The sequence below is a fragment of the Burkholderia diffusa genome, from assembly GCF_902499115.1.
In the GTDB taxonomy this organism is placed as follows: domain Bacteria; phylum Pseudomonadota; class Gammaproteobacteria; order Burkholderiales; family Burkholderiaceae; genus Burkholderia; species Burkholderia diffusa.
This window is the reverse complement of sequence record NZ_CABVPN010000012.1, coordinates 1-19908: the sequence shown is the minus strand read 5'-3', so window position 1 is coordinate 19908 and position 19908 is coordinate 1. Positions and strand designations below refer to the sequence as shown.

17 protein-coding genes and 1 pseudogene are annotated in these 19908 nt (G+C 64.0%); 12 read left to right on the top strand and 6 right to left on the bottom strand.

Translation table 11 applies throughout. The annotated features are described in order from the left end of the window. The first annotated feature begins 53 nt into the window (after positions 1 to 53). The 6 genes from BTE28158_RS13620 (at position 54) to BTE28158_RS13595 (ending at position 7113) form a co-directional block, all read left to right on the top strand. A complete protein-coding gene (locus BTE28158_RS13620) occupies positions 54 to 887 on the top strand; it encodes an ABC transporter substrate-binding protein (RefSeq protein ID WP_151050374.1) in 834 nt (277 codons plus the stop codon). A gap of 7 nt (positions 888 to 894) precedes the next feature. Continuing rightward, on the top strand, positions 895 to 1767 hold the full coding sequence (locus tag BTE28158_RS13615) for a polysaccharide deacetylase family protein (protein WP_151050372.1): 873 nt from the start codon (positions 895 to 897) through the stop codon (positions 1765 to 1767). Then, positions 1764 to 2672 carry a polysaccharide deacetylase family protein gene (locus tag BTE28158_RS13610; RefSeq protein ID WP_059602850.1) on the top strand — a complete coding sequence of 303 codons (909 nt, stop codon included), beginning with the start codon at positions 1764 to 1766 and terminating at the stop codon, positions 2670 to 2672. Before BTE28158_RS13615 ends, BTE28158_RS13610 begins: the two co-directional genes overlap by 4 nt. After that, the gene (locus tag BTE28158_RS13605) at positions 2669 to 4075 is read left to right on the top strand and encodes an MmgE/PrpD family protein (protein ID WP_151050370.1); all 1407 of its coding nucleotides are present in this window, start codon (positions 2669 to 2671) and stop codon (positions 4073 to 4075) included. Before BTE28158_RS13610 ends, BTE28158_RS13605 begins: the two co-directional genes overlap by 4 nt. A 154-nt stretch (positions 4076 to 4229) precedes the next feature. Further along, entirely contained in the window at positions 4230 to 5795 is a 1566-nt protein-coding gene (locus tag BTE28158_RS13600) for a methyl-accepting chemotaxis protein (protein WP_151050382.1), read from the top strand. Between the two features lie 304 nt (positions 5796 to 6099). Beyond that, positions 6100 to 7113 carry a hypothetical protein gene (locus tag BTE28158_RS13595; RefSeq protein ID WP_151050368.1) on the top strand — a complete coding sequence of 338 codons (1014 nt, stop codon included), beginning with the start codon at positions 6100 to 6102 and terminating at the stop codon, positions 7111 to 7113. Positions 7114 to 7446: 333 nt separating this feature from the next. Here BTE28158_RS13595 and BTE28158_RS13590 read toward each other — a convergent pair whose 3' ends face one another. After that, positions 7447 to 8115 (bottom strand): hypothetical protein, encoded by a 669-nt coding sequence (locus BTE28158_RS13590; protein ID WP_151050366.1) that lies wholly within the window; start codon positions 8113 to 8115, stop codon positions 7447 to 7449. A gap of 20 nt (positions 8116 to 8135) precedes the next feature. Beyond that, the gene (locus tag BTE28158_RS13585; protein WP_059602865.1) at positions 8136 to 8825 is read right to left on the bottom strand and encodes a hypothetical protein; all 690 of its coding nucleotides are present in this window, start codon (positions 8823 to 8825) and stop codon (positions 8136 to 8138) included. Between the two features lie 264 nt (positions 8826 to 9089). On the opposite strand from BTE28158_RS13585, the gene BTE28158_RS13580 reads away from it, so the two are divergent. Further along, positions 9090 to 9674 (top strand): fasciclin domain-containing protein, encoded by a 585-nt coding sequence (locus tag BTE28158_RS13580; protein WP_151050364.1) that lies wholly within the window; start codon positions 9090 to 9092, stop codon positions 9672 to 9674. 290 nt (positions 9675 to 9964) lie between these two features. Here the strand turns inward: BTE28158_RS13580 and BTE28158_RS13575 are convergent, their stop codons facing one another. Further along, entirely contained in the window at positions 9965 to 11485 is a 1521-nt protein-coding gene (locus tag BTE28158_RS13575; protein ID WP_151050363.1) for a cryptochrome/photolyase family protein, read from the bottom strand. Between the two features lie 98 nt (positions 11486 to 11583). Next, positions 11584 to 12096, bottom strand: coding sequence for a DUF2878 domain-containing protein (locus BTE28158_RS13570; RefSeq protein ID WP_239007286.1), 513 nt, complete (start codon positions 12094 to 12096; stop codon positions 11584 to 11586). 759 nt (positions 12097 to 12855) lie between these two features. Here BTE28158_RS13570 and BTE28158_RS13565 point away from each other — a divergent pair. Further along, positions 12856 to 13815, top strand: a complete 960-nt coding sequence (locus BTE28158_RS13565; protein WP_151050359.1) for an alpha/beta hydrolase — start codon at positions 12856 to 12858, stop codon at positions 13813 to 13815. A 226-nt stretch (positions 13816 to 14041) separates the two neighbouring features. Here the strand turns inward: BTE28158_RS13565 and BTE28158_RS13560 are convergent, their stop codons facing one another. Beyond that, positions 14042 to 15013: a MerR family transcriptional regulator gene (locus BTE28158_RS13560; RefSeq protein ID WP_151050357.1), complete on the bottom strand. Its 972-nt coding sequence runs from the start codon at positions 15011 to 15013 to the stop codon at positions 14042 to 14044. 378 nt (positions 15014 to 15391) lie between these two features. Between BTE28158_RS13560 and BTE28158_RS13555 the strand changes: the two genes are divergently transcribed. Further along, a complete protein-coding gene (locus BTE28158_RS13555; RefSeq protein WP_151050355.1) occupies positions 15392 to 16921 on the top strand; it encodes a cryptochrome/photolyase family protein in 1530 nt (509 codons plus the stop codon). A gap of 279 nt (positions 16922 to 17200) precedes the next feature. On the opposite strand, the gene BTE28158_RS13550 is transcribed toward BTE28158_RS13555, so the two are convergent. After that, positions 17201 to 18223, bottom strand: coding sequence for an NAD(P)/FAD-dependent oxidoreductase (locus tag BTE28158_RS13550; RefSeq protein ID WP_275404644.1), 1023 nt, complete (start codon positions 18221 to 18223; stop codon positions 17201 to 17203). Positions 18224 to 18508: 285 nt separating this feature from the next. On the opposite strand from BTE28158_RS13550, the gene BTE28158_RS13545 reads away from it, so the two are divergent. The 3 genes and pseudogenes from BTE28158_RS13545 to BTE28158_RS13535 all read left to right on the top strand — a co-directional run. Further along, positions 18509 to 19261, top strand: coding sequence for an SDR family NAD(P)-dependent oxidoreductase (locus BTE28158_RS13545; protein WP_151050353.1), 753 nt, complete (start codon positions 18509 to 18511; stop codon positions 19259 to 19261). Next, positions 19192 to 19716 carry a DUF3429 domain-containing protein gene (locus BTE28158_RS13540; protein WP_239007285.1) on the top strand — a complete coding sequence of 175 codons (525 nt, stop codon included), beginning with the start codon at positions 19192 to 19194 and terminating at the stop codon, positions 19714 to 19716. Before BTE28158_RS13545 ends, BTE28158_RS13540 begins: the two co-directional genes overlap by 70 nt. A 13-nt stretch (positions 19717 to 19729) precedes the next feature. Continuing rightward, positions 19730 to 19908, top strand: a pseudogene (locus BTE28158_RS13535) (succinate dehydrogenase, cytochrome b556 subunit); the annotation flags it as partial.

Genomic DNA, 19908 nt, shown 5'->3' with positions numbered 1-19908 from the left:
TGCAACGCAGCACCGCGGTACCCCCTTACACCACCACGACAAGGCGACACCCCATGAAAGCATCCGTCCTGACCCGCACGCTGGCCGCTGTCGCATTCGGCGCCCTCGCGCTTCATGCGTCCTTCGCGGTCGCCCAGGCCGCGAACGTCAAGCGCACGCTGAACGTCGCGATCGTGCCGAACTACCCGCCGTTCGAATACAAGGACCCGGCGACCGACAAGCTCGCGGGCTTCGACGTCGATCTCGGCGAGGCGCTCGCCGCGAAGATGGGCGCGAAGCTGAACTGGGTCGAGACGAGCTTCGACCAGATGATGAGCGCGGTCGCGACGCAACGCGTCGACATGATCCTGTCCGGCATGACCGACCTGCCGACGCGTCGCGATGCGGTGACGTTCGTCGACTACATCGAGACGGGGCCGCAGTTCTACGTGCTGAAGACGCGCGCGGGCGAGTTCGCGCAGATGGGCGCGCTGTGCGGCAAGCGCGTCGGGTCGAGCCGGCGCACGTCGTTCCCGGACAATACGACGGCGTGGAGCGCGGAGAACTGCGTGAAGGCCGGCAAGCCGGCAATCGTGGTGGTCGGCACCGACGGCTCGTCGGATGCGCGCATGCAGCTGCGCCAGAACCGCATCGACGCGGCCGTGCAGGGCGGCGAGACGCTGCCTTACCAGAACAGCCTCGAGCAGAACGCCTACGCGCCGGTCGGCAAGCCGTTCATGTCGCAATACACGGGCATCGGCGTCGCGAAGAGCAACACCGCGCTGAGCGGCGCGCTGACGACGGCGCTCAACCAGCTGATCGCGGACGGTTCCTACCAGAAGATCCTGGCGAAGTGGGGACTGCAGGAGCACGCGGTGACGAAGGCGATGATCAACGGCACGCACTGAGCGCGCGATGACGGAGCTGGCTCCCCGCTGGCCGGACGCGAAGCGCGCGTGCGTCGCGCTCGCGTTCGATCTCGACGGCCCGACCGGCGACGCGATGCTGAACGGGTCGATCTGGCGCAACCCCGCGTATTTCACGCTCGGCAGCTACGGGCCGTGGCGCGCGCTCGGCCGGCTGCTCGACGTGCTCGCGTCGTTCGACCTGCCCGCGACGTTCTTCGTGCCCGCGTGGGTCGCGCGGACCTGGCCCGCGCAATGCGCGGCGATCGTCGAGCGCGGGCACGAGATCGGCTATCACGGCTACCGCCACGAAGCGTTCTGGACGCTCGAACCCGAACGGCAGCGCGAGATCATGGCGCAGTCGGCCGAGATTCTCTACCGTACGCTCGGCGTGCGGCCGGTCGGGTTCCGCACGCCGTCCGGCGACTGGAGCGCGGCGACAGTGAGCGTGCTGCGCGAAGCCGGCGTGCGCTATTCGAGTTCGATGCGTGGCGACGACCGTCCATACCTGCTGCCCGGCGCTGACGGCGAGCCGCCGCTCGTCGAGATTCCCGGCCGCTGGGAAACCGACGATTACGCGTCGCTCGCATATCACCGCAGCCCCGACTATCCGGCCGGGCTCGACCGGATCGCCGGCTACGATGCGACGCTCGACAACTGGACGCGCGAATTCGACGGTATATACCGCGAAGGGCTGTGCCTGACGACGCTGCTGCATCCGAAAGTCTGCGGCAAGCCCGGCCGCCTCGCGCTGCTCGAAGCGTGGTTCGCACACATGCGCGCGCGGGACGGCGTCTGGTTCGCGCGCTGTCGCGAAGTGGCCGACTGGTGGCTCACGCAGCACTCGTCCGACACGCAATCGACACAACGGAGCGGCCTGTGACGACACTTCCTGCCTGGCCGGACGGCGCGCGTTGCGCGATCGCGATCACGGTCGATTTCAACGACATACACGGTATCCAGACACGCGAGCCGCGTATCGTCGGCCGCGAGAAATCGTTGTCGGTATGGCGCTACGGCGCGACGCGCGGCGTCGATCGCTTGCTCGATGCGTTCGATGCATTCGGTGTGCCGGCGAGCTGGTTCGTCCCGGGCATCGTCGCCAAGACGCATGCGGATGCGGTGCGCGAGATCGACGCTGCCGGCCATGAACTCGGCGTGAGCGGCTATCGCTGCGAAGACTTCGACGCGTTGCCGCTCGCCGCGCAGATCGACGCGTGCCGCACCGGGCGCGCGGCGCTCGCGGACACGATCGGCCGCGACGTCGAAGGGTTTCGCTCGTTCACCGGCAACTGGGCCGACGGCTTCGCGGACTGGCTCGTCGCGGAAGGCTTCACGTGGTCGTCGTCGTGGCGCGGCGACGATCTGCCGTACGTGCATCCGCGCGGCGACGGCCACGTGGACGGTGCGCGGCTCGTCGAGCTGCCGCTGCACTACGAGCTCGAGGACGAGCCGTACTTCGAGTTCAACCTGTCGCCGCCCGTGCCGACCGGCCAGCCGCGCATCGCGGCGTACCGTGACGTGCTCGACAACTGGCGGCGAGACGTCGACGGGTTTCGCCGCTTCGGGCTGTGCTGCGTGCTGCGCCTGCATCCCGAGATCATCGGCACCGCGGGGCGCATCGACTTGCTGCGCGCGTTGCTCGCGCATCTGCGCGACGCGGGCGACGTCTGGTTCGCGACCGGGCGCGACATCGCGCGCTGGTGGCGCGCGCAGGTGCCCGTCAATCCGCCGGGCCATCCGGTCGACGTGTTCGCGCATTGCGTGGCGGACGAGTCGGCGCGATGAAGACGGTGACGGAAACGCGTGCCACGCAGCTCGCGGCGTTCGTCGCGCGGACAGACGCCAATGCATTGCCGGACGATGTCGTCGCGAAGGCGAAGCGTCATATCCTCGACACGTTCGGCTCGGCGCTGGCCGGTACCTCCGCGGTCGAGACACGCAGTGCGCGCGCGCTGACCGGCACGGTCTCGCATGACGGCGCGACGCTGTGGGGCACACGACGGGCCGCGGGCGCACGCGATGCAGCGTTCGTGAACGGGATCGCCGCGCACGCGCTCGAGCTCGACGATTCCGGCGGCTGCGATCATTCGGGCGCGGTGGTGATGCCGGCCGTGCTCGCCGCGCTATCGTGCGCGGACCACCCCGTCACCGGCGGGGAATGCGTGGCGGCGATCGTGCTCGGCTACGACGTCGGCCGGCGCGTGCTCGAGGCGGCTGGCGGCTACGCTGCCCACAACGGGGCCGGCTGGCACTCGACGCTCAGTTGCGGCGTGTTCGGCGCGGCGGCAGCAAGCGCGCGCGTGCTCGGGCTCGACGCCGCGCGCACGCGCGACGCGCTCGGCCATGCGGCGAGTTTCTCCGGTGGCTTGTGGGGTTTCATCCACGACGGATCGCAGACGAAGCGGCTGCACGCCGGGCGGGCGGCGGAGGGCGGCGTGCTCGCGGCGCTGCTGGCACGCGAAGGCGTGAGCGGCCCGGCCAGTGTGTTCGACGACGTCTGGGGCGGCTTCTTCACCACGTTCGCCGCGCAATCGCATGCGCCCGACGCATTGACCGACGGCCTCGGCGTGCACTGGAAACTGATGCGCTGCTCGATCAAGCCGCACGCGTCGTGCCGCAGTGCGCATGCGGCGGTCGACGCGGCGCTGCAACTGGCCGAAGGTCGCACGTTCGAGGCCGGCGAGATCGAGCGGGTGGTCGTGCGGGCGAGCGCATTCGTGGCCCGGATGTGCGGCGGCCGCGACCTGTCGACACTGTCGTCGTCGCAGATGAGCCTGCCGTACGCGGTTGCGGCAGCGCTTGCGTTCGGCGACACCGGAATCGGCGCTTATCGCGACGACAGGCGCACGGATTCGCGCGTCACCGCGCTGCTCGCGCGCATCGCGATCGAGGTCGATCCGGCACTCGGCGATCTCGACGAGCCGACCGTCATCCTGCATCGCGCGGACGGGCGGCGGCAATCGTATCACGTGCCAATCGCACTTGGGGATCCACGCAATCCGCTGTCCGATGCGGCACTGCTGGCGAAGTTTCGTGCACTGGCGGGCATCGCGCTCGTCCCCGCGCAGGTCGATGCGCTGAGCGACACGTGCCTGTCGCTGGAGCGGTTGCCGGACGCGCGGGTGTTGAACGCGTTGCTCGCGGCCGATGCAGGCGATTCACCTACCACGCCGAAATTCCGCCCATAACGCCCCGTTTCCGGAAACGTTCCTTGTCGGTTCCGCACTAATTCACGCGCCGCTCCGGTCGTTATCGTGGCATCGGTCTCGCACGTGCCGCCTTCGATCGGCTGGACACGCATGCGTCGCATGCAACGGTTTCGTGCTCAACGCTTCCCTCATCATGATCAGGAATTTCAGCATTCGCGTCCGGCTGGCGCTGGCGATGGGCTTTCTCGGCGTACTGCTCGTCATCGGCGGCATCATCGGTGTCATTGGCGTAGCGATAAGCAACGACGATGTGAAGACGCTTTATTCCGACCGGCTCGCATCGTCGGAGGCGCTCGGCCAGGCGAATGTCGCGCTGTCGAGAACCCGCCTGTGGCTGTATCGCATCGCGCTCGATCCGAGCAGTCCCGACGTGCCGCAGGAAACCGCGACATCCCGGGAACTGCTGGCCGCGTCGAAAAAGGCGTGGGACGCGTATCGCGCGCTGCGGCTCTCCGGCCCCGAAGAAGCGCGCCGCGCGGCCGACGCGAACACGAAGTTCAACGCGCTCGTCGAGAACGGCCTCGAACCGATGTTCAGCGCCATTGACGCGCGCGATCCCGTGAAAATCCCCGACGTCTGGCGGCACATACCGCCGTCGCTGTTCATCGACGTCTCCGACGCGATGGACGCGCTCGGCCGAATCCAGATCACGGCCTCCCGGGTCACGTTCGATGCCGCGCAGGCGCGTTTCCACTGGTTCGTCGGGATCGCGATCGCCGGCATCGTGGTCGCGCTCGGCGCAGCTGTACTCACGTGGTGGTCGCTTCAGCGCGCGATCGGTGCGCCGCTTGCGCACGCACTCGACCATTTCAGCGCGATCGCCGGCGGCGACCTGACGACGCGGATCGATGTCGATTCGACCGACGAGATGGGGCAACTGATGACCGGCCTGCGGACGATGCAAGGCAAGCTGCTGCAGACGATTCGCGTGGTGCGGGAAGGCTCGCACTCCATCGAGACGGCCGCGCACGAGATCACGGCCGGAAACATGGACCTGTCGCAACGGACCGAAGAGCAGGCCGCGTCGCTGGAGGAAACGGCCGCCTCGATGGAGCAACTGACTTCGACGGTTCGCCAGAATGCCGAGAATGCGAAACAGGCGAATCAGGTGGTGCAAGACGCGGCGTTGCTGACCGAAGAGGGCAATCAGGCGACGCAGGAAGTCGTCAACACGATGCGTGGCCTGTCGGAAGCGTCGGGCAAGATCGCCGAAATCATCTCCGTCATCGAAGGCATCGCATTCCAGACCAACATCCTGTCGCTGAATGCGGCGGTCGAAGCGGCGCGGGCAGGCGAGCAGGGCCGCGGATTCGCGGTCGTCGCAGGCGAAGTGCGATCGCTCGCCCAACGCAGCGCCACGGCGTCCCGCGAGATCAAGGAACTGATCACGGATTCGCTGAGACGCGTCGAGACCGGTGCGCGACAGGTCGATCGCGCGACCGGGACGATGGCGGATATCCTGACGTCAGTGCAACGCGTGCACGTGCTGATGGGCGAGATTGCGGCCGCGTCCGACGAGCAGTCCAGAGGCATCGAACAGGTCAATCAGGCCGTGACGCAAATGGATCAGGTGACCCAGCAAAACGCGGCGCTGGTTCAGCAGGCGTCGGCGGCCGCGCTGTCGCTGAAGGAGCAGGCGGGGCAGCTGGAGGCGACTGTCTCGGTCTTTCGGATCGGTTCCGCGCAAGCTGATTCGTGATCCCGGGCGGCCGTCTCAATCCACATGGCCGGTAACATGGCGAGCAGCCTTGCCCGAGCGGCGCTTTCACGTGACAAGGTTCAGCGACCTGCGGATAGGGTGTCGCCATGAATGACACGGCCGCGTTCAGCGAAATGCAAGTTGAAGGAACTGCCACCCATGCCGGCATCAACCGATCGCGAGAGCCGCTCGTAAACGCTACAACCGGCGTAGCGACTGGCCTGGCCCCTGTTACCCGAGGCAGCCTATAATCGCTGTCAGCTTGTCCAGGAAATCGCTGTGACCAGAGTGAGGGGGTGTCCAAATGGGACAGTGCCGTCGCATCTATTCGCGCTTCGTGCTCACAAGCTCGATCGCCGGTCTGGCAATTCTGGCCGGCCCAGGCCACGTTCACGCCGAGGACAGTCCGTCGAGCTTGGCGACCGGGGTCAAGCCAACTGAAAGAAAAATCAACGTCTATGCCGTGTATGGCGACGGACGCGCGACCGAGGGCGGCGACATGCATTGGCGCGCCTACGAAGTCGGCTTCGGCGACGTCTTGAATGACTACCTCTCGGTCTACCTCGCGTATGTGAACGAGGGGCATCCCCTGGATCACCACCGTGACGGCTTCGCCGCCCTGGGTTCGTTTCGCTGGCCGGTCGGCAACCGCGTGGCGCTCGAATTCTCGGCGGGACCGTATTTCAGCATGGACACGACGCATGTCGACAACGCGGTGCGCAACGACAAGCGCTGGGGTCTGCGTGCGTCGGCAGGGGTGCGGTATTACGTCGTTCCCAACCGCTTCTTCCTCAAGGTCCAGTACAACCACGTCCAGATGATCGGCGGATTCAATTCCGACGCAGTGCTCTTCGGCATCGGCTCGGATTTCGGCGGCGATCCCGGCCCCGCGCTTTCGGACGGCAAGACTCAGGTTGGCGTTTGGGCCGGGACGTCGCAGACGAACCGTCCTCAAGTGCCGATCGAAAAAGGGTATATGGTCGAGGTCAAGCGGCCGCTCGGCAATGCGTGGGCCTATTCGGCGAGCTTCGTCTACGAAGGCAATAATGGCGTCGCCGGTCGAAGAGGCGTGGCAGCGCAACTCTGGTACGTCGCGCCGATCAAGAGCAAATGGACGCTTTCCGCAGGCGTAGGTCCGTATCTCTCGCGCGATCGGGACGAAGTCTCGAGCAAGACGAGACTCAATGCCTTGCTCAGCGCGCAGGTGAGCTATCAGGTCACGAACGATTGGGCTGCCAGCTTGCGCTTCAATCGTGTCGCAACGGGCAACGACAAGGATCAGGACATGTTCATGGTCGGCCTGGCGCGCAATTTCTAATGGCTCGTTCTTGCGTGCAGGCTCATGCTTTTTTGGCGAGGTCACGGCCGACGGCTTCGCGGTGCTCGACGTGGACAGGCGCGGCGAGGCGATCGTGTGGACGCGCGAGCGCGGGTTAGTCGGTGGAACAAGCCGGCGCAGTAAGTGAGTCGCTTTGTCGTCGGGGCGATTTTTATACTGGTTACATTATTAAGAGTTCTAACAAACGGATGCTGAATTGGAACGTCGTCGTAGCTGGAATGCGAACTGATTCGCTTACTGACTCCCGGCGATCTTCACCAGCGGTGAGGTTCGCGAGATGCCGGACCGTGGTCGGGCATCTCGTCCGAGTCTTCATCCTTCTTGCTTGACCGCGGTCGACATATACTGCTCGCGGACTGCCAATCCCCCGTATGGCAAGTGGGATGCGGTAACTGTCGCAACGTAATCCGAATAGGCGTAGCTCACCCGTGCAACCGCCACGGGTTTGCCTATAAGCGATTCCAGCGTTGTATCTCCAGACACGGATGTTGGCGCACCGAGCAAATTGCGCAGATTCTGGACGGCGATCTGCCAGCTCTGCCGTGTTTCAGCTACGGACATGTCGCGACGGTACACATTGATGGCCATCAGCGTGCGATCCGGCGCGAAGCTGAACCATATTTCGCTCACTGGTGGGCCATGCGAGCCGAGCGTTTCTGCAGGCACCCCCCGACAGCGCAGGTAGCGCAAGCCTCGGGACAATTCGAGACACTGCGCTTTGTCCTGCGACATTCTTTCCAACACTTCTGCTTCGGTACTGCGATCAAGCTGCAGGCCGAACGCAGGACGGTGGGGGGCCGCTGCTACGCCTTTCTCAAGCACAATGGCTTTGTTTCGAATCGACAGCACCGTTCGGGTATCGACGGAATCAACTGGACACTGCACGCCAAGCTCGGTGAGGAGCCGTCGCCCCTGTGACGTGTGCAACCAGCCGATCCCGGCAACACTCACGAGGATTGCCGCAGTGAGCCAGGCAATCACGTGAGTTCTGCGCACCGCAGTCAGCCCGTGCATGATGTTGCAACCGTCGGGGGAAGATACACCGGGCCGCCGGGCGTGGCGTTGATTACGGTACTACGCAGGTTGAACAGGGTTGGTACCGCACTGAACTGGAACTTCGTGCCAACCGGGATGCCGGCTGAATTTTTCTCGGTGAGCGCGTACGTTCCGTTTGTCGTCGACGTCAGCGCTGCAAAGTCTGCGGCCGAGAGTTTGCTTTGCAGCGTCGCGACGAGATCCACCATGAACTGGTCGAACACGCAGCCGGGAACGCCGACGTCGTTATGGGCAGCCGTCATGTCTTGGCACATCTCCGGCTGGGAGTCGATGTCTCCAGCGACCTTGACCGGGCCAGGGTAGGTGTACGGACCGCCGAGGAGCGATTCAAACTGCAGCGTGAGGCATGCTTCAAGCCGTGCGGGGGTGTCATGGGCTGCACTGCTGTGGCTGGCATTACCGGTTACCGCCGCAAAATAGGGCGCCTCGACCGGGTCCGCCAAAAGGCCTGCGACAGCTGCATTGACCACGCCGGCCACCACGCCGGGGGCAGCCGAATCTCCACCGAGCGCGGCCCAGATGGCCTGATTCTCCGGGTGTTGCGCGACCGCTGGAGCAATGTCATCTCCGCCTCCGCAAGCGCTGAGCGCGAACAGCGCCGCTGCGGCAACTGCGATACCAATGGAACGCTTCATGAGTTGTCTCCTCTGGATGCCATCGCGACGCCATTTCCCGAGGTGGGACGCCAAGCACCTTGGCTGGATGGCACACCCGTATACGGCGGCAAAGCAAGAACGGATGCAGTGACGTCCGCAGATGGACATGGTTTCGACACCCTTGGCAGTCCCCCGGCCGCAGATCTGGTCACGATGAAGTGGTCAACCGCGCATCCGCTGCGCGGTTCGACTCGTATATCCGAATGCTTCCAGCCAACAGCGGAAATTTCCCGGAGAACCCAAATGAAATCTGGCAGCAAAGCAAAACTGGGGGGCGCGGCGCTCGCCCTTGTATTCGCAACGTGCATTTACGCGCAGGCCGCCAAGGCAGGATCCATGTCGATGGAGCAGACGGTCGAGGTGGGCGGCGCTGCAATGTACCCGTCCAGGAACATCGTCGAAAACGCGGTGAATTCTCATGATCACACGACGTTGGTCGAAGCGGTCAAGGCCGGGGGGCTGGTCGACACATTGTCGAGCAAAGGGCCGTTCACGGTATTTGCACCGACCAACGAGGCATTCGCCGCGTTGCCGGCTGGCACGGTGCAGACGTTATTGAAGCCGGAGAACAAGGGTGTGCTCGTCAAGGTGCTCACGTATCACGTCGTACCCGGACGACTCACGGCACTCGACCTTGCCAAGGCGGTCGACCAAGGTGGCGGCAAGGCGACGCTGAAGACAGTCGAAGGTGATGCCCTGATCGTCAGCCGTGGCACGAACGGGCTGGCCATCACCGACGACAAGGGTAACGTCGCGCACGTAACGATCGGCGATGTCATGCAGTCCAATGGCGTGATTCACGTGGTCGACTCCGTGCTGATGCCCTGATACTTCAGCCTGTATCTGACAGAGAACGTGATGTGCGGAAGCGGGCGGCACGCTCCTGCACATCACATCGACCCCGGTGTGTCGTCGGGGCGCTTCTTTCGCACGGTCGAGCCCGAACGTTGCAACCGACGATTCGTGCTCGATCGCAGCGATCGATCTTGCAGCGCAGTGCGCGTCACCGTGGTGGGATCGACGATACCGGCTTCGACGAGATCGACGAACTTGCCGGTGGCCGGGTTGTAGCCGAAGTTGCCCGTGCCGTCCCGTACCTTCTCGATAACGACCGAGGATCACTTCCTTTGGCTTTGGGTATCCAGGAGATCTAACGAGCTGAGGGCTCGCGCGCGTGCAAGCTGGTGATCCACGATCGGAAATGGATAACTTGCGCCGAGACTGATGGATGCTTCTTGCAGCGCTTCAGTAGAAGCGGTCCATGGGCTGTGGACGGATTCGGCGGGGAGTGCGGAGAGTTCGGGCACCCACCGCCGCGTGTATTCGCCTTTCGGATCGAATTTTTTCCCCTGCAAAACAGGATTGAAGATTCGAAAATACGGGGCTGCGTCGGCGCCGCTTCCTGAAACCCATTGCCACCCGGCGGGATTGCTTGCCTCATCGGCGTCAACCAGCGTATCCCAGAACCATGCTTCGCCCTCACGCCAATCGATGAGCAAGTGCTTTGTGAGAAATGACGCTGTCACCATGCGCACGCGGTTGTGCATCCAGCCAGTGTGCCAAAGCTCGCGCATGCCGGCGTCTACCAGCGGGTATCCTGTTTTTCCCATTTGCCACATGCGAAGCGCCTTTGCGTCGGTGCGCCACGGCATGGAGTCAAACTGAGGCCGAAAATTGAACTGATGGAGGGGTTTGCAGTGATAGAGAAGATAATACGAGAATTCTCTCCATCCGAGCTCACTGAAGAACTTGCTAAACGACTCTTTTTGGGAATCTTCAATGCGAACAACTCGCCTGCTTCGCATTGCGTCTACCGCTGATAACGTCGCGTACCACACTTGCCGAGCCGAGATGTTGCCAAAGCGAAGATAGGGAGAAAGCCGGCTCGTCGCTTGAGTGGCTGGAAAATCTCGTGCGCCGGCATAATCGGAAAACGAGTTTTCAATGAAGGCCTCAAGTTGATGTCCAGCAGCATCCTCGCCGCATCGCCAGGTCGCACGCAGCCCCTCGGCCCAGTCAGGCGTTGAGGGCTGCAGTGCAAGCTCGGCAAGCGTACAGAGGTGTGCGCTGACGTTTTTGGAGAGGGCAAAGAACGTGATCCGAGAGGGCGCCGATAGTGGACATGGCGGGGAAAAATCATCGCGCTGAGCGGCTCTCCAGTACGCGCTGAACACCTGGAACGGCAAGCCTTCACGTGTGGTGACTGTCCAAGGTTCCCGCAAAAGATGGCCATTGAATGTTGAAACTTCGATTCCGCGGCCGATCAAGTCTTTCTTGATCGATGCATCTATTTCCGTTTGCGCTTTCGAGTAGCGGCGATTCCACAAAACCATTGCCGCCTGGGTCTCGAGGGCGAGACTCATGATGGCTTCATGTTCGTTGCCGCGAAGCACGATCAGCGAGCCACCGAGAGCGGAAAGCGCGTCATCGAGTTTTCTCAAGGACTCGTGCAGCCACCACCGTTGCGCGCCACCCATGGGACGCCCGAGCTTCGGGGCAGGGTCGTATACATATGCGCAAACAACAGGATGGCCGGTACTGACCGCATGAGAAAGTGCGGGATTGTCGCTGAGCCGCTGATCGTCACGAAACCATACGATAACGGGGCGGGATTGATACGGCAATTCGGAGCTGGTCATGTGCGTTGCCTGAGAAGGTGCGTTGGCAATGTGAACGGGATCGGAGAATCGGAGATGAAGCGAGCTTGTGAATTTCCGGCTCTATCGAGCCAATGTCTCTATTCGGCCCGGGCGTCATTCATGACGTCTGCGCGGATTGTTGGCGGAGAAAGGGGCGTTACTCCGTCCCAATGGCGTGCAATCGCGAGCGCGGCCGGCAAGATAAACGCCCAGCCGGTTGCGATAACGACGAGCGCTGCAGTCGGATCCTTGAAATGAACGGCCCCCAGCGCCGCACCTGCGCGAAAGGACGCCGGGCCTGCGAATGCGCCGACGAGCACCGAGATGAGCGGTCGCTCCCGGAGCCAGTGCAGCAAAGTATTGAGTTGAATCGCGAACAGCGCCCATAGCCCCGCAAGCCAGTACGGCGCCGTTCCTTCGAGCAAAACGCCGTTCGGGTATACAAGCAGGCCGGAATGCGCAACGGCACTGTCCCATAACCATCCGGACACGGTGACCGTGAGGACGAGCCGCGCCTCGGAGGACGGTCGGCGCGCGAAGAGAAGATGGCCGACCGTCGCGATCAGCGCATACGCGACTCCCCACGCGGCGCGTTGCGATGCGGCAGTCATCACGCATGCCAGCCATCCTATCTGGGTCGTCGCAAGGTAGACGTACACGCGAACGGCGCCCAGCGCTGGCGTGCTCGACGTTCCTTGATTCGTAGCACTTGTCATAATCGTTCGCGCGGGATCAGTAACGGCATGGTCGCCATGCCGCGTGCATCAGTGGTGCACATATGTGCGCGCCGAGCAAAGCGCTACGTCGCCCTCGACGACAAGCGAAATCGATCCAGCCGCCACGGCGACGTTGCATCTCGGGGAAAGTGGCAGGTAGAACGTTCATGGCAGACGGCTCTCAATATCGTCGACGAGCGGAACCATTGCCAGACGATAGCTTTGCAGGGAGCGATTGTCGGCATTCGGCGTCGATTCTCATCTCCAATACGACGCTGCATTGCGGACGGATGCACTTGCGAAGGGAATATCTGGATGCCGTTGAGGGGGCACCCGGCGGCCGGTAGCGCTGTGGACTGCACGGCCGCTTACGATGTTGCCGCTGCGACGCATTGGGATAGCGCGCCTGATGTCGCGCAGCGTCGGGGATTGAACCGGGCCGACGGGCCAACGGGGCGGCATCCGGGCAGGGCGTTCGAACGAGACGCTAGATTGCCTGAGCGTGCCGGCGCCCGAACAATGAACATCCGCTTGTAGCTCCTGGACGGCGGGTGTCGGCTGTCGTGCGATGCATGCATCCGCGTCCGCGCAAGTTCCGTAAATCCCCATACACGGCGGCGGATGCGACCGGAATCGTCAGGTAAGGAGATTTGCATGAACATGAAAGCCGGACTGACCGTCCTGTCGGTGCTGCTCGCGGTCGGTTTCCTCTGCGCGTGTAGTCCGGTGCGGCTTCTGAACGCGCTAACGCCGAGGTACACGTTCAGTCTTTTCGCAGATATCCCGTACGGACCCGGCGAGCGTCAAGTGCTCGACGTCTACTTGCCCGCGCGCGTCTTGCATCACTGGCCGGCCGATGCGAATGCGGGCGCGCCTGTGGTCGTGTTCCTTTACGGCGGAAGCTGGCAGTCCGGTGAGCGCAAGGACTATCTGTTCGTGGGAGAGGCCTTGGCGTCGAGGGGTTTTGTTGCCGTGTTGCCCGACTATAGGACGTATCCGGCGACCACCTTTCCCGGTTTCGTCGACGATGCGGCGCAGGCGGTGGCGTGGGCACGCGAGCACGCAGTTGCGTTCGGCGGCGATCCGCGTCGCCTGTTTCTGATGGGGCACTCCGCGGGCGCCCAGATTGCCGCATTGCTTGCGACCGACGGCCGCTATCTGGCGGCACAGGAGATGCAGAAGAGCGATATCGCCGGCGTGATTGGTCTGGCCGGCGCTTATGACTTCCTGCCGCTGCGTGATGCAACGCTTGAAAAGATATTCCCGCAGGAAGCGCGTGCGGCGAGCCAGCCGATTCGATTCGTTCAGGGTACAGAGCCGCCGATGTGGCTGGCAGTCGCGGAGAACGACACGGTGGTCGAGCCCGGCAACACGTACCGCTTCGCGCGCGCATTGCAAGACATGGGCGACTCCGTCGTGGTCATGCGTTACGGGAACGTGAGCCATGCGTCGATCGTCGGTGTTCTGGGCGCGCCGTTGAGAGGGGTGGCGTCAGTGCTCGACGATCTCTCCGCGTTCACGGATCGCGTCGCGAAGGCGTCGAATGCTGGAACCGCGAGCGGGCAGCCGACAACCCCTGCCGCGGTGGCTCGCTCTTCGGTTCCGGCTCGATGATCGAGGAAAGCCCTGCGTTGTACCCGCAGGTGTGCCGGTCCTGGATCGACGGCTTGTCGTGCGGTCGGACAAACCCGCGGCGTCGCCGCTCAACGACGAACGCGTCGCAAGAGGGTGGCACTCGTTGCCAGCACATTGCGCGCGACGATGCGCTTGACAAGTGTGCTGCGCAGCATCGCCACCTATCGTCGCGGGCAGGTCGGAACAGTCGGCGGCGCTTGCCGCGCTACAGCGCCTTCAGCTCCGGCGTCGTTCCGCCCAATCCCTCTTCGCGAAGAATGATGGCAAGCGCCGTCTCGAGCAATTCGGCCGCGCGGTTTGCTGCGTCTCCGAGGTGGCGGTGCAGCAACGCATCGGCCGGCGATCGTGACACGCATTCATCACTGTATCGCTCGAACGCACCGAGCTGCATGATCAATTCGGAGAGATGACGCGGACACTCGCATTTGACGGTGGTGGACAGGCCGCTGAGCGACGCCAGCGTCGCTTCGTCGAAGCGTCGCCGCGTGCGCAGCCAAAGCCCGCGATCCGCCTCGTTCGACTGGCGCGCCTTGACGACGGCTTGCGCCAGTCTCGAAATGATGGATGCGGGGTTGGTCTGGCCTTCCGTCGACCGGAAAAGCTCGAACCCCGACAGACGCGCCAGCTCGACCGCCTCTGCGGTGCCGAACGCGTACACGACGGCCACGGCATGCGCGTTGAGCTTTTGCGCCAACGCAGCGAGCTGCGAGACGACATCCTCATGGAGCGACGTGGTCGTCGCGATGAGGGCGTCTACTGGCGTACTCGCATGCTCGCTCGCGTCCTCAAGCGAGTCGATTCGTGCGGCGATCCGGATTCCCATTCGCTCTACCGCGGCTTCCGAAATCGAAAGCGCACCGATGACCGCGAGGCTCACCGCCGCCTCGGGAAACGCCGGGCCACGCGTATTCGTCACCGACAACGCCTCGAGTTCCTCGCGGCTCAGGCTGGCGATCGAGCCGATCGCGTGGCCCTGATTGACGAGCGCTTTCAGCAAACGAATTCGCTGTACGTCGTCGTCCGAGTACATCCTTTGTCCGGACGGCGTTTTGGGCGGAGCAATCACGTCATAGCGCCTTTCCCAGATCCTCAGCGTTGCTGCCGGCATGCGCGCCAGACGCGCGGCCTCACCGCTGCGATAGCGGTGAGGAGTATCGCGATCCTTGCGAGGGGGCATCGTTGCTCTCCTAAAGTCGACGTACAGTTGTCTCAGGATTGTACGCAGTTTGCCTGAAATTTGAAGCAGGAAAGTGATTCAAACAGCGGATTTTTACCTGGAAAGCTGGTTCGCGAAGTGCGAGCCGACTAGAATGCTTCGGAGCGGCACCGCTCGGTGTCGCGAGGTCAGTCAGGTCGCGCGGTGCGGGGCGCTAGCTAGGAGGGGCAAGGTGTTTCGTTCGATGCGCAATGACGCGGGCGTTTCCAGACAGCGCCGCCGACGGACGGGCGAGCGTGGTCGTGACGCGGCGACAGGATCTGGCGTGGGGCGTGCCGCGAGGCGGCGATGCAGGTGTCTCGACAACCCAGGCAGCGATCATCAATGGCGAAGCGTTCCATGAAGACATTAAGGCTTGTCCTCGGCGACCAGCTGGACCCGAATCATCATTGGTTTTCCGATGTCCGGGCCGACACGATCTACGTGCTGATGGAAGTTCGGCAGGAGACCGACTACACGCTCCATCACGCTCAGAAGCTGATTGCCATCTTTGCGGCGATGCGTCGCTTCGCGAAGCTGTTGCGCGATGCGGGCCATCGCGTGCACTACATCGAGATCGACGACCCGCTCAATCGCCAGGCCATTCCCGCCAACCTGGACAGTATCGCCGAGCTTCACGGCGCAGCGTGCATCGAGTATCTGCTGCCCGACGAATGGCGTGTCGACCAGCAACTGAGCGCCTATGCGGCAGCGGCGAGCGTGCCGGTTCGCGCGGTCGATACCGGTCATTTCTACACGACGCGCGACGAGGTCGGGCGGGTGCTCGGAACGGGCCGATCATGGATCATGGATCGCTTCTACCGGAACATGCGCGTGCGCCATCGCGTATTGCTCGACGGGGAAGGGCGGCCGGCAGGCGGCCAATGGAACTACGATGCCGAAAACCGCCAGGCTTGGTCCGGCTCGCCTGCGGAACCGGCCGACTGGCGTCCGCATCACGATCATCGCGCGCTGTGGCGGCAGATCGTGGCGGCTGAAGTGCGCAGTTTCGGGGAGCCGTCGGCCGACGACTTCCGCTGGCCCGTCGATCGAGCCGAAGCGCTCGCCTGCCTCGACGCCTTCATCCGGCACGCACAGCCGTTTTTCGGGCAGTTCCAGGACGCGATGCATGGGAGTGCTCGGCGACTGTTCCACTCGATGCTGTCGTTCGCGCTCAATGTGAAAATGTTGAATCCGCGCGAAGTCGTCGCGCGGGCCGAGCACGCGTATCGCAGTGGCGCGGCACCGCTTGCCGCGGTCGAAGGGTTCATTCGGCAGATACTGGGCTGGCGCGAGTTCGTGCGAGGTGTGTACTGGGCACGCATGCCGGGCTATGAAAAAAGCAATGCGTTCGGTCATCGCGGCCCGTTGCCGCATTGGTTCTGGAATGGCCGCACGCGAATGGCCTGCATGTCGCATGCGTTGCGGCAGTCGCTCGAAGACGCGCATGCGCACCATATCCAGCGGCTGATGGTGATCGGCAACTTTGCGCTGCTGGCCGGGCTGGATCCGCACGCGGTGCATGAGTGGTATCTCGGTGTCTATATCGATGCGTTCGAATGGGTCGAGATGCCGAACACGCTCGGCATGAGTCAATTCGCCGACGGCGGCGCAATGGCAACCAAGCCCTACGTTTCCAGCGCCGCGTACATCCATCGGATGAGCAATTACTGCAAGGGCTGCGCGTACGACCGCAACGCCCGAACCGGTGCGCGCGCATGCCCGTTCAACGCGTTGTACTGGGACTTTTTCGATCGGCACAGGGACGCGCTGCAACACAACCATCGGCTTGCGATGGTCTATCGGCAGCTCGCGCGTTTCGATAACGAGGCGCTCGAAGCGATTCGCATGCAGGCGGACGGCGTCGTACGGAATATCGAATCGCTATAGGCCGTTCGGTCATCGGCCGCCCTCGTCGAAAACGACGTGTGCGAAGCGTGCGCGTACGGCGTGAGTGCGTCATTCGCTTTGGATCGCCAATGATCTCCATTGCCTCGCGCCGGCGCAATCCTGCCGACCGCCGAGCGGCGCGTTCGCGAAGCGAAGCGGGTTCGAGTGTTCGACGTGGTTTGAACGGCGAGGCATCACGCGAGCGCAGCAACCCGGGCCGGCAAGCGAAGGCGCGCTCGGGTCGCAGCCACAATGCGGCAGCGAGCCGAGCGGTGCCGCTCAGTGCGTGATCAGGGTGTCGGCCACCGCGCTGCCGAGGCCGGTGCCGCTGAGCCATGCGCCTTCGATCTTGCCGCCGCCCAGCCAGTCGCCGCACAGTCCGATGCGCGGCCCCGCCCGCCACGCAAATCGGCCGGGAGCCGCGACAGACGACGGCGCCAGCTCGGCATAGCGCCAGCGATGGGCGGTTGCCGTGTCGGCGGTGGCGCCCACGATGTCTCGAAAGGCGTCCAGCAGCGTGCGCGTGATCCGCTCGGGCGGTGCCTCCAGATGAGCCTGGCTCCACTCGGGCGTCGCGTGCAGCACCCAGGTGCTCACGCCGGTGCGCCCCGGCTTGGATGTGTCATGGGCGATCCAGCCGAGCGGACCGAAATTGACGAATGCGGCGTCGAAGCCCGGATCGGGCAAATGGCCGCACTGCGCCATCACTGCCCAGGCCGGGCGCATCTCGGTACGCTGGGCGATCACCGCGAGACCCGGTTCGGCGCGCCGCAGGAGCGGTACGGCCTGCGGCGCCGGGACTGCAACGATGACGACATCGTGATGCACGGCCAGCGCACCCCGCTCGGCCGAGATCAGTCGCCAGCCCTGTTCGTCGTGCATCAACTCGGTGATCGTGGTCTCGAGCACCGTCTCGATTCCCACAGACAGATGCCGCGCCGGTGCAGTCATGCCCGGCACGCCCACATATCGCTGAGCTGGCGCGAGCAATTCCCGCGGCCCGAGCGAGCCAATCGATGCGACGCGTGCGGCCCACGGGGCGGCTGCGCCGCTGGCGACCCATCGCGCGACTTCGGCGGCGAATGCCGGATGTTGCGCAGTGAAATACTGCGCGCCGTGATCGGCCTGCCAGCCGTCCGCGCGACGCGTACTCGTTCGCCCGCCCACTCCACGGCTTTTCTCGAACACCGTCACTCGATGACCCGCTTCGGCGAGGACGCGCGCGCAGGCCAAGCCGGCAATTCCCGCGCCGACGATCGCGATGGTGGAGGATGAGTCGGAAAATGCAGTCATCTGATTCATCTTAAAAAATGCAGAATAGTGCGCAAATTTTGCGCGCTCACACCTGAATTCTACGTCATGCGAGCGTCATCGGCTGGATTCTGTGACTGTTGACCCGAATATACTGCGTCATGTGCATATAGTGAGTCGCAATGTCGCTTCATTCGGCGCAAAAATGGCATAGAATGAAGTCCGTAATCAATGGCATGACGCGACCCGGTCGCGCATCGCGCGGCGGTCGTTGAGCGCCGCGCATGCAGGCGCCGGGGGCGCCGTACGGGACGGATGCTCGCAACAGGAGTCACCATGGCTTTTGTCTGGATCTGCGGTGCAACGGGGGCCGTTGGCAGCGCACTCGCGCGTCGTTTGAACGCCAAGGGCGTTTCAATGGTGCTCACCGCACGAAACGCGGATCGTCTCGGCGCCCTTGCCGAGACGATGTCGCGCGAACGTGTGGTCGTTGCGCCTGCCGACGCGACTGACGCGACTGCGCTCGATCGCGCGCTCGAGACGGGCATCGAGCGCTTCGGCGTGCCCGACGGGCTCACGCATTGCGTCGGCTCGATCGTCGTCAAGCCGATGCATTCGACTTCGGATGCGGAACTGCACGACGCGTTCGCGGCGAATTACTTCTCGGCATGGAACGCATTGCGCGCGTTCGTCCGCGTGTTGCTCGCCGCTCGGGCAGGGGGCAGTGCGGTGCTGTTCGGCAGCGTCGCTTCGAGAGCCGGCTTCCCGAACCATGAAGCCATCGCCAGCGCGAAAGCCGCGGTGGCCGCGCTCGCGCAGTCGGCGGCCGCCACCTACGCGGCGCGCGGGATTCGCGTCAACTGCATTCATCCCGGCCTGATCGCCTCGGCGATGTCCGCGCGTCTGACCAGTGCGCCGCAGGTCGCGAAGCGCCTCGCGGACGCCAATCCGCTCGGACGGCTCGGCGCCGGCGACGATCCCGCCGCGCTTGCGGCGTTCCTGTTGAGCGACGATGCATCATGGGTGACCGGCCAGCAATTCGGCGTCGATGGCGGTCAGGGCGCGCTGATCGTTCCGCCGAGGCCATGACCATGCGTGCGGTCCTGCGTCGTTACCGCGTGCCCGCAGCGTTGGCGCTGGCCGGCCTCGTGCCATTCATCGCGCTGTCGTGGCTGAGTGTCCACGCGTCGGCTGCCAATGACGATTACGTGCACGCGCTGCTGAACTACGCCGCGTGTATCGCGTCGTTCGTCGGCGCCGTGCATTGGGGTGTTGCGCTGCGTGCAGCCGAATCGCCGCCCCGCCAGCGTGTTCTCTACGGGTGGAGCGTGATTCCCGCATTGATGGCGTGGGCCGTGCTCATGATGCCTGGCATCGGCGCGCGGCTCACGGGAATAGCGATCGTGCTCGTCGCCTGCGCGGCCGTCGACGGCGTCCTGTGGAGAAAGGATTTCATTCCGGCCTGGTATTTCGCGTTGCGGTGCCTGTTGACGAGTGTGGCAGGCCTGTCGCTACTGGCCGCCACACCTTCGATGAACGGTTGATCCGTATCCTTCCATGACTACGTCCCGAACGCGACGCCAACCCGAATACCGGAACATCGGATTCGGCGATATCACGATGAAATATCGCATGCCCTTGGCGGCGATATTGTCGATCCTCCATCGAGTCAGCGGCGCGCTGCTGTTCCTGTTCCTGCCGTTCCTGCTGTTCCTCTTCGACCAGAGTCTCACCTC

What these genes read in the sequence shown, in the direction of transcription:
- BTE28158_RS13605 (WP_151050370.1), top strand. Translation starts at nt 2,669, where the DNA reads ATGAAGACGGTGACGGAAACGCGTGCCACGCAGCTCGCGGCGTTCGTC.
- BTE28158_RS13540 (WP_239007285.1), top strand. Translation starts at nt 19,192, where the DNA reads ATGGGTGACCGGCCAGCAATTCGGCGTCGATGGCGGTCAGGGCGCGCT.
- BTE28158_RS13600 (WP_151050382.1), top strand. Translation starts at nt 4,230, where the DNA reads ATGATCAGGAATTTCAGCATTCGCGTCCGGCTGGCGCTGGCGATGGGC.
- BTE28158_RS13550 (WP_275404644.1), bottom strand. Translation starts at nt 18,223, where the DNA reads ATGAATCAGATGACTGCATTTTCCGACTCATCCTCCACCATCGCGATC.
- BTE28158_RS13620 (WP_151050374.1), top strand. Translation starts at nt 54, where the DNA reads ATGAAAGCATCCGTCCTGACCCGCACGCTGGCCGCTGTCGCATTCGGC.
- BTE28158_RS13585 (WP_059602865.1), bottom strand. Translation starts at nt 8,825, where the DNA reads ATGAAGCGTTCCATTGGTATCGCAGTTGCCGCAGCGGCGCTGTTCGCG.
- BTE28158_RS13580 (WP_151050364.1), top strand. Translation starts at nt 9,090, where the DNA reads ATGAAATCTGGCAGCAAAGCAAAACTGGGGGGCGCGGCGCTCGCCCTT.
- BTE28158_RS13560 (WP_151050357.1), bottom strand. Translation starts at nt 15,013, where the DNA reads ATGCCCCCTCGCAAGGATCGCGATACTCCTCACCGCTATCGCAGCGGT.
- BTE28158_RS13555 (WP_151050355.1), top strand. Translation starts at nt 15,392, where the DNA reads ATGAAGACATTAAGGCTTGTCCTCGGCGACCAGCTGGACCCGAATCAT.
- BTE28158_RS13570 (WP_239007286.1), bottom strand. Translation starts at nt 12,096, where the DNA reads ATGACTGCCGCATCGCAACGCGCCGCGTGGGGAGTCGCGTATGCGCTG.
- BTE28158_RS13565 (WP_151050359.1), top strand. Translation starts at nt 12,856, where the DNA reads ATGAACATGAAAGCCGGACTGACCGTCCTGTCGGTGCTGCTCGCGGTC.
- BTE28158_RS13545 (WP_151050353.1), top strand. Translation starts at nt 18,509, where the DNA reads ATGGCTTTTGTCTGGATCTGCGGTGCAACGGGGGCCGTTGGCAGCGCA.
- BTE28158_RS13595 (WP_151050368.1), top strand. Translation starts at nt 6,100, where the DNA reads ATGGGACAGTGCCGTCGCATCTATTCGCGCTTCGTGCTCACAAGCTCG.
- BTE28158_RS13615 (WP_151050372.1), top strand. Translation starts at nt 895, where the DNA reads ATGACGGAGCTGGCTCCCCGCTGGCCGGACGCGAAGCGCGCGTGCGTC.
- BTE28158_RS13575 (WP_151050363.1), bottom strand. Translation starts at nt 11,485, where the DNA reads ATGACCAGCTCCGAATTGCCGTATCAATCCCGCCCCGTTATCGTATGG.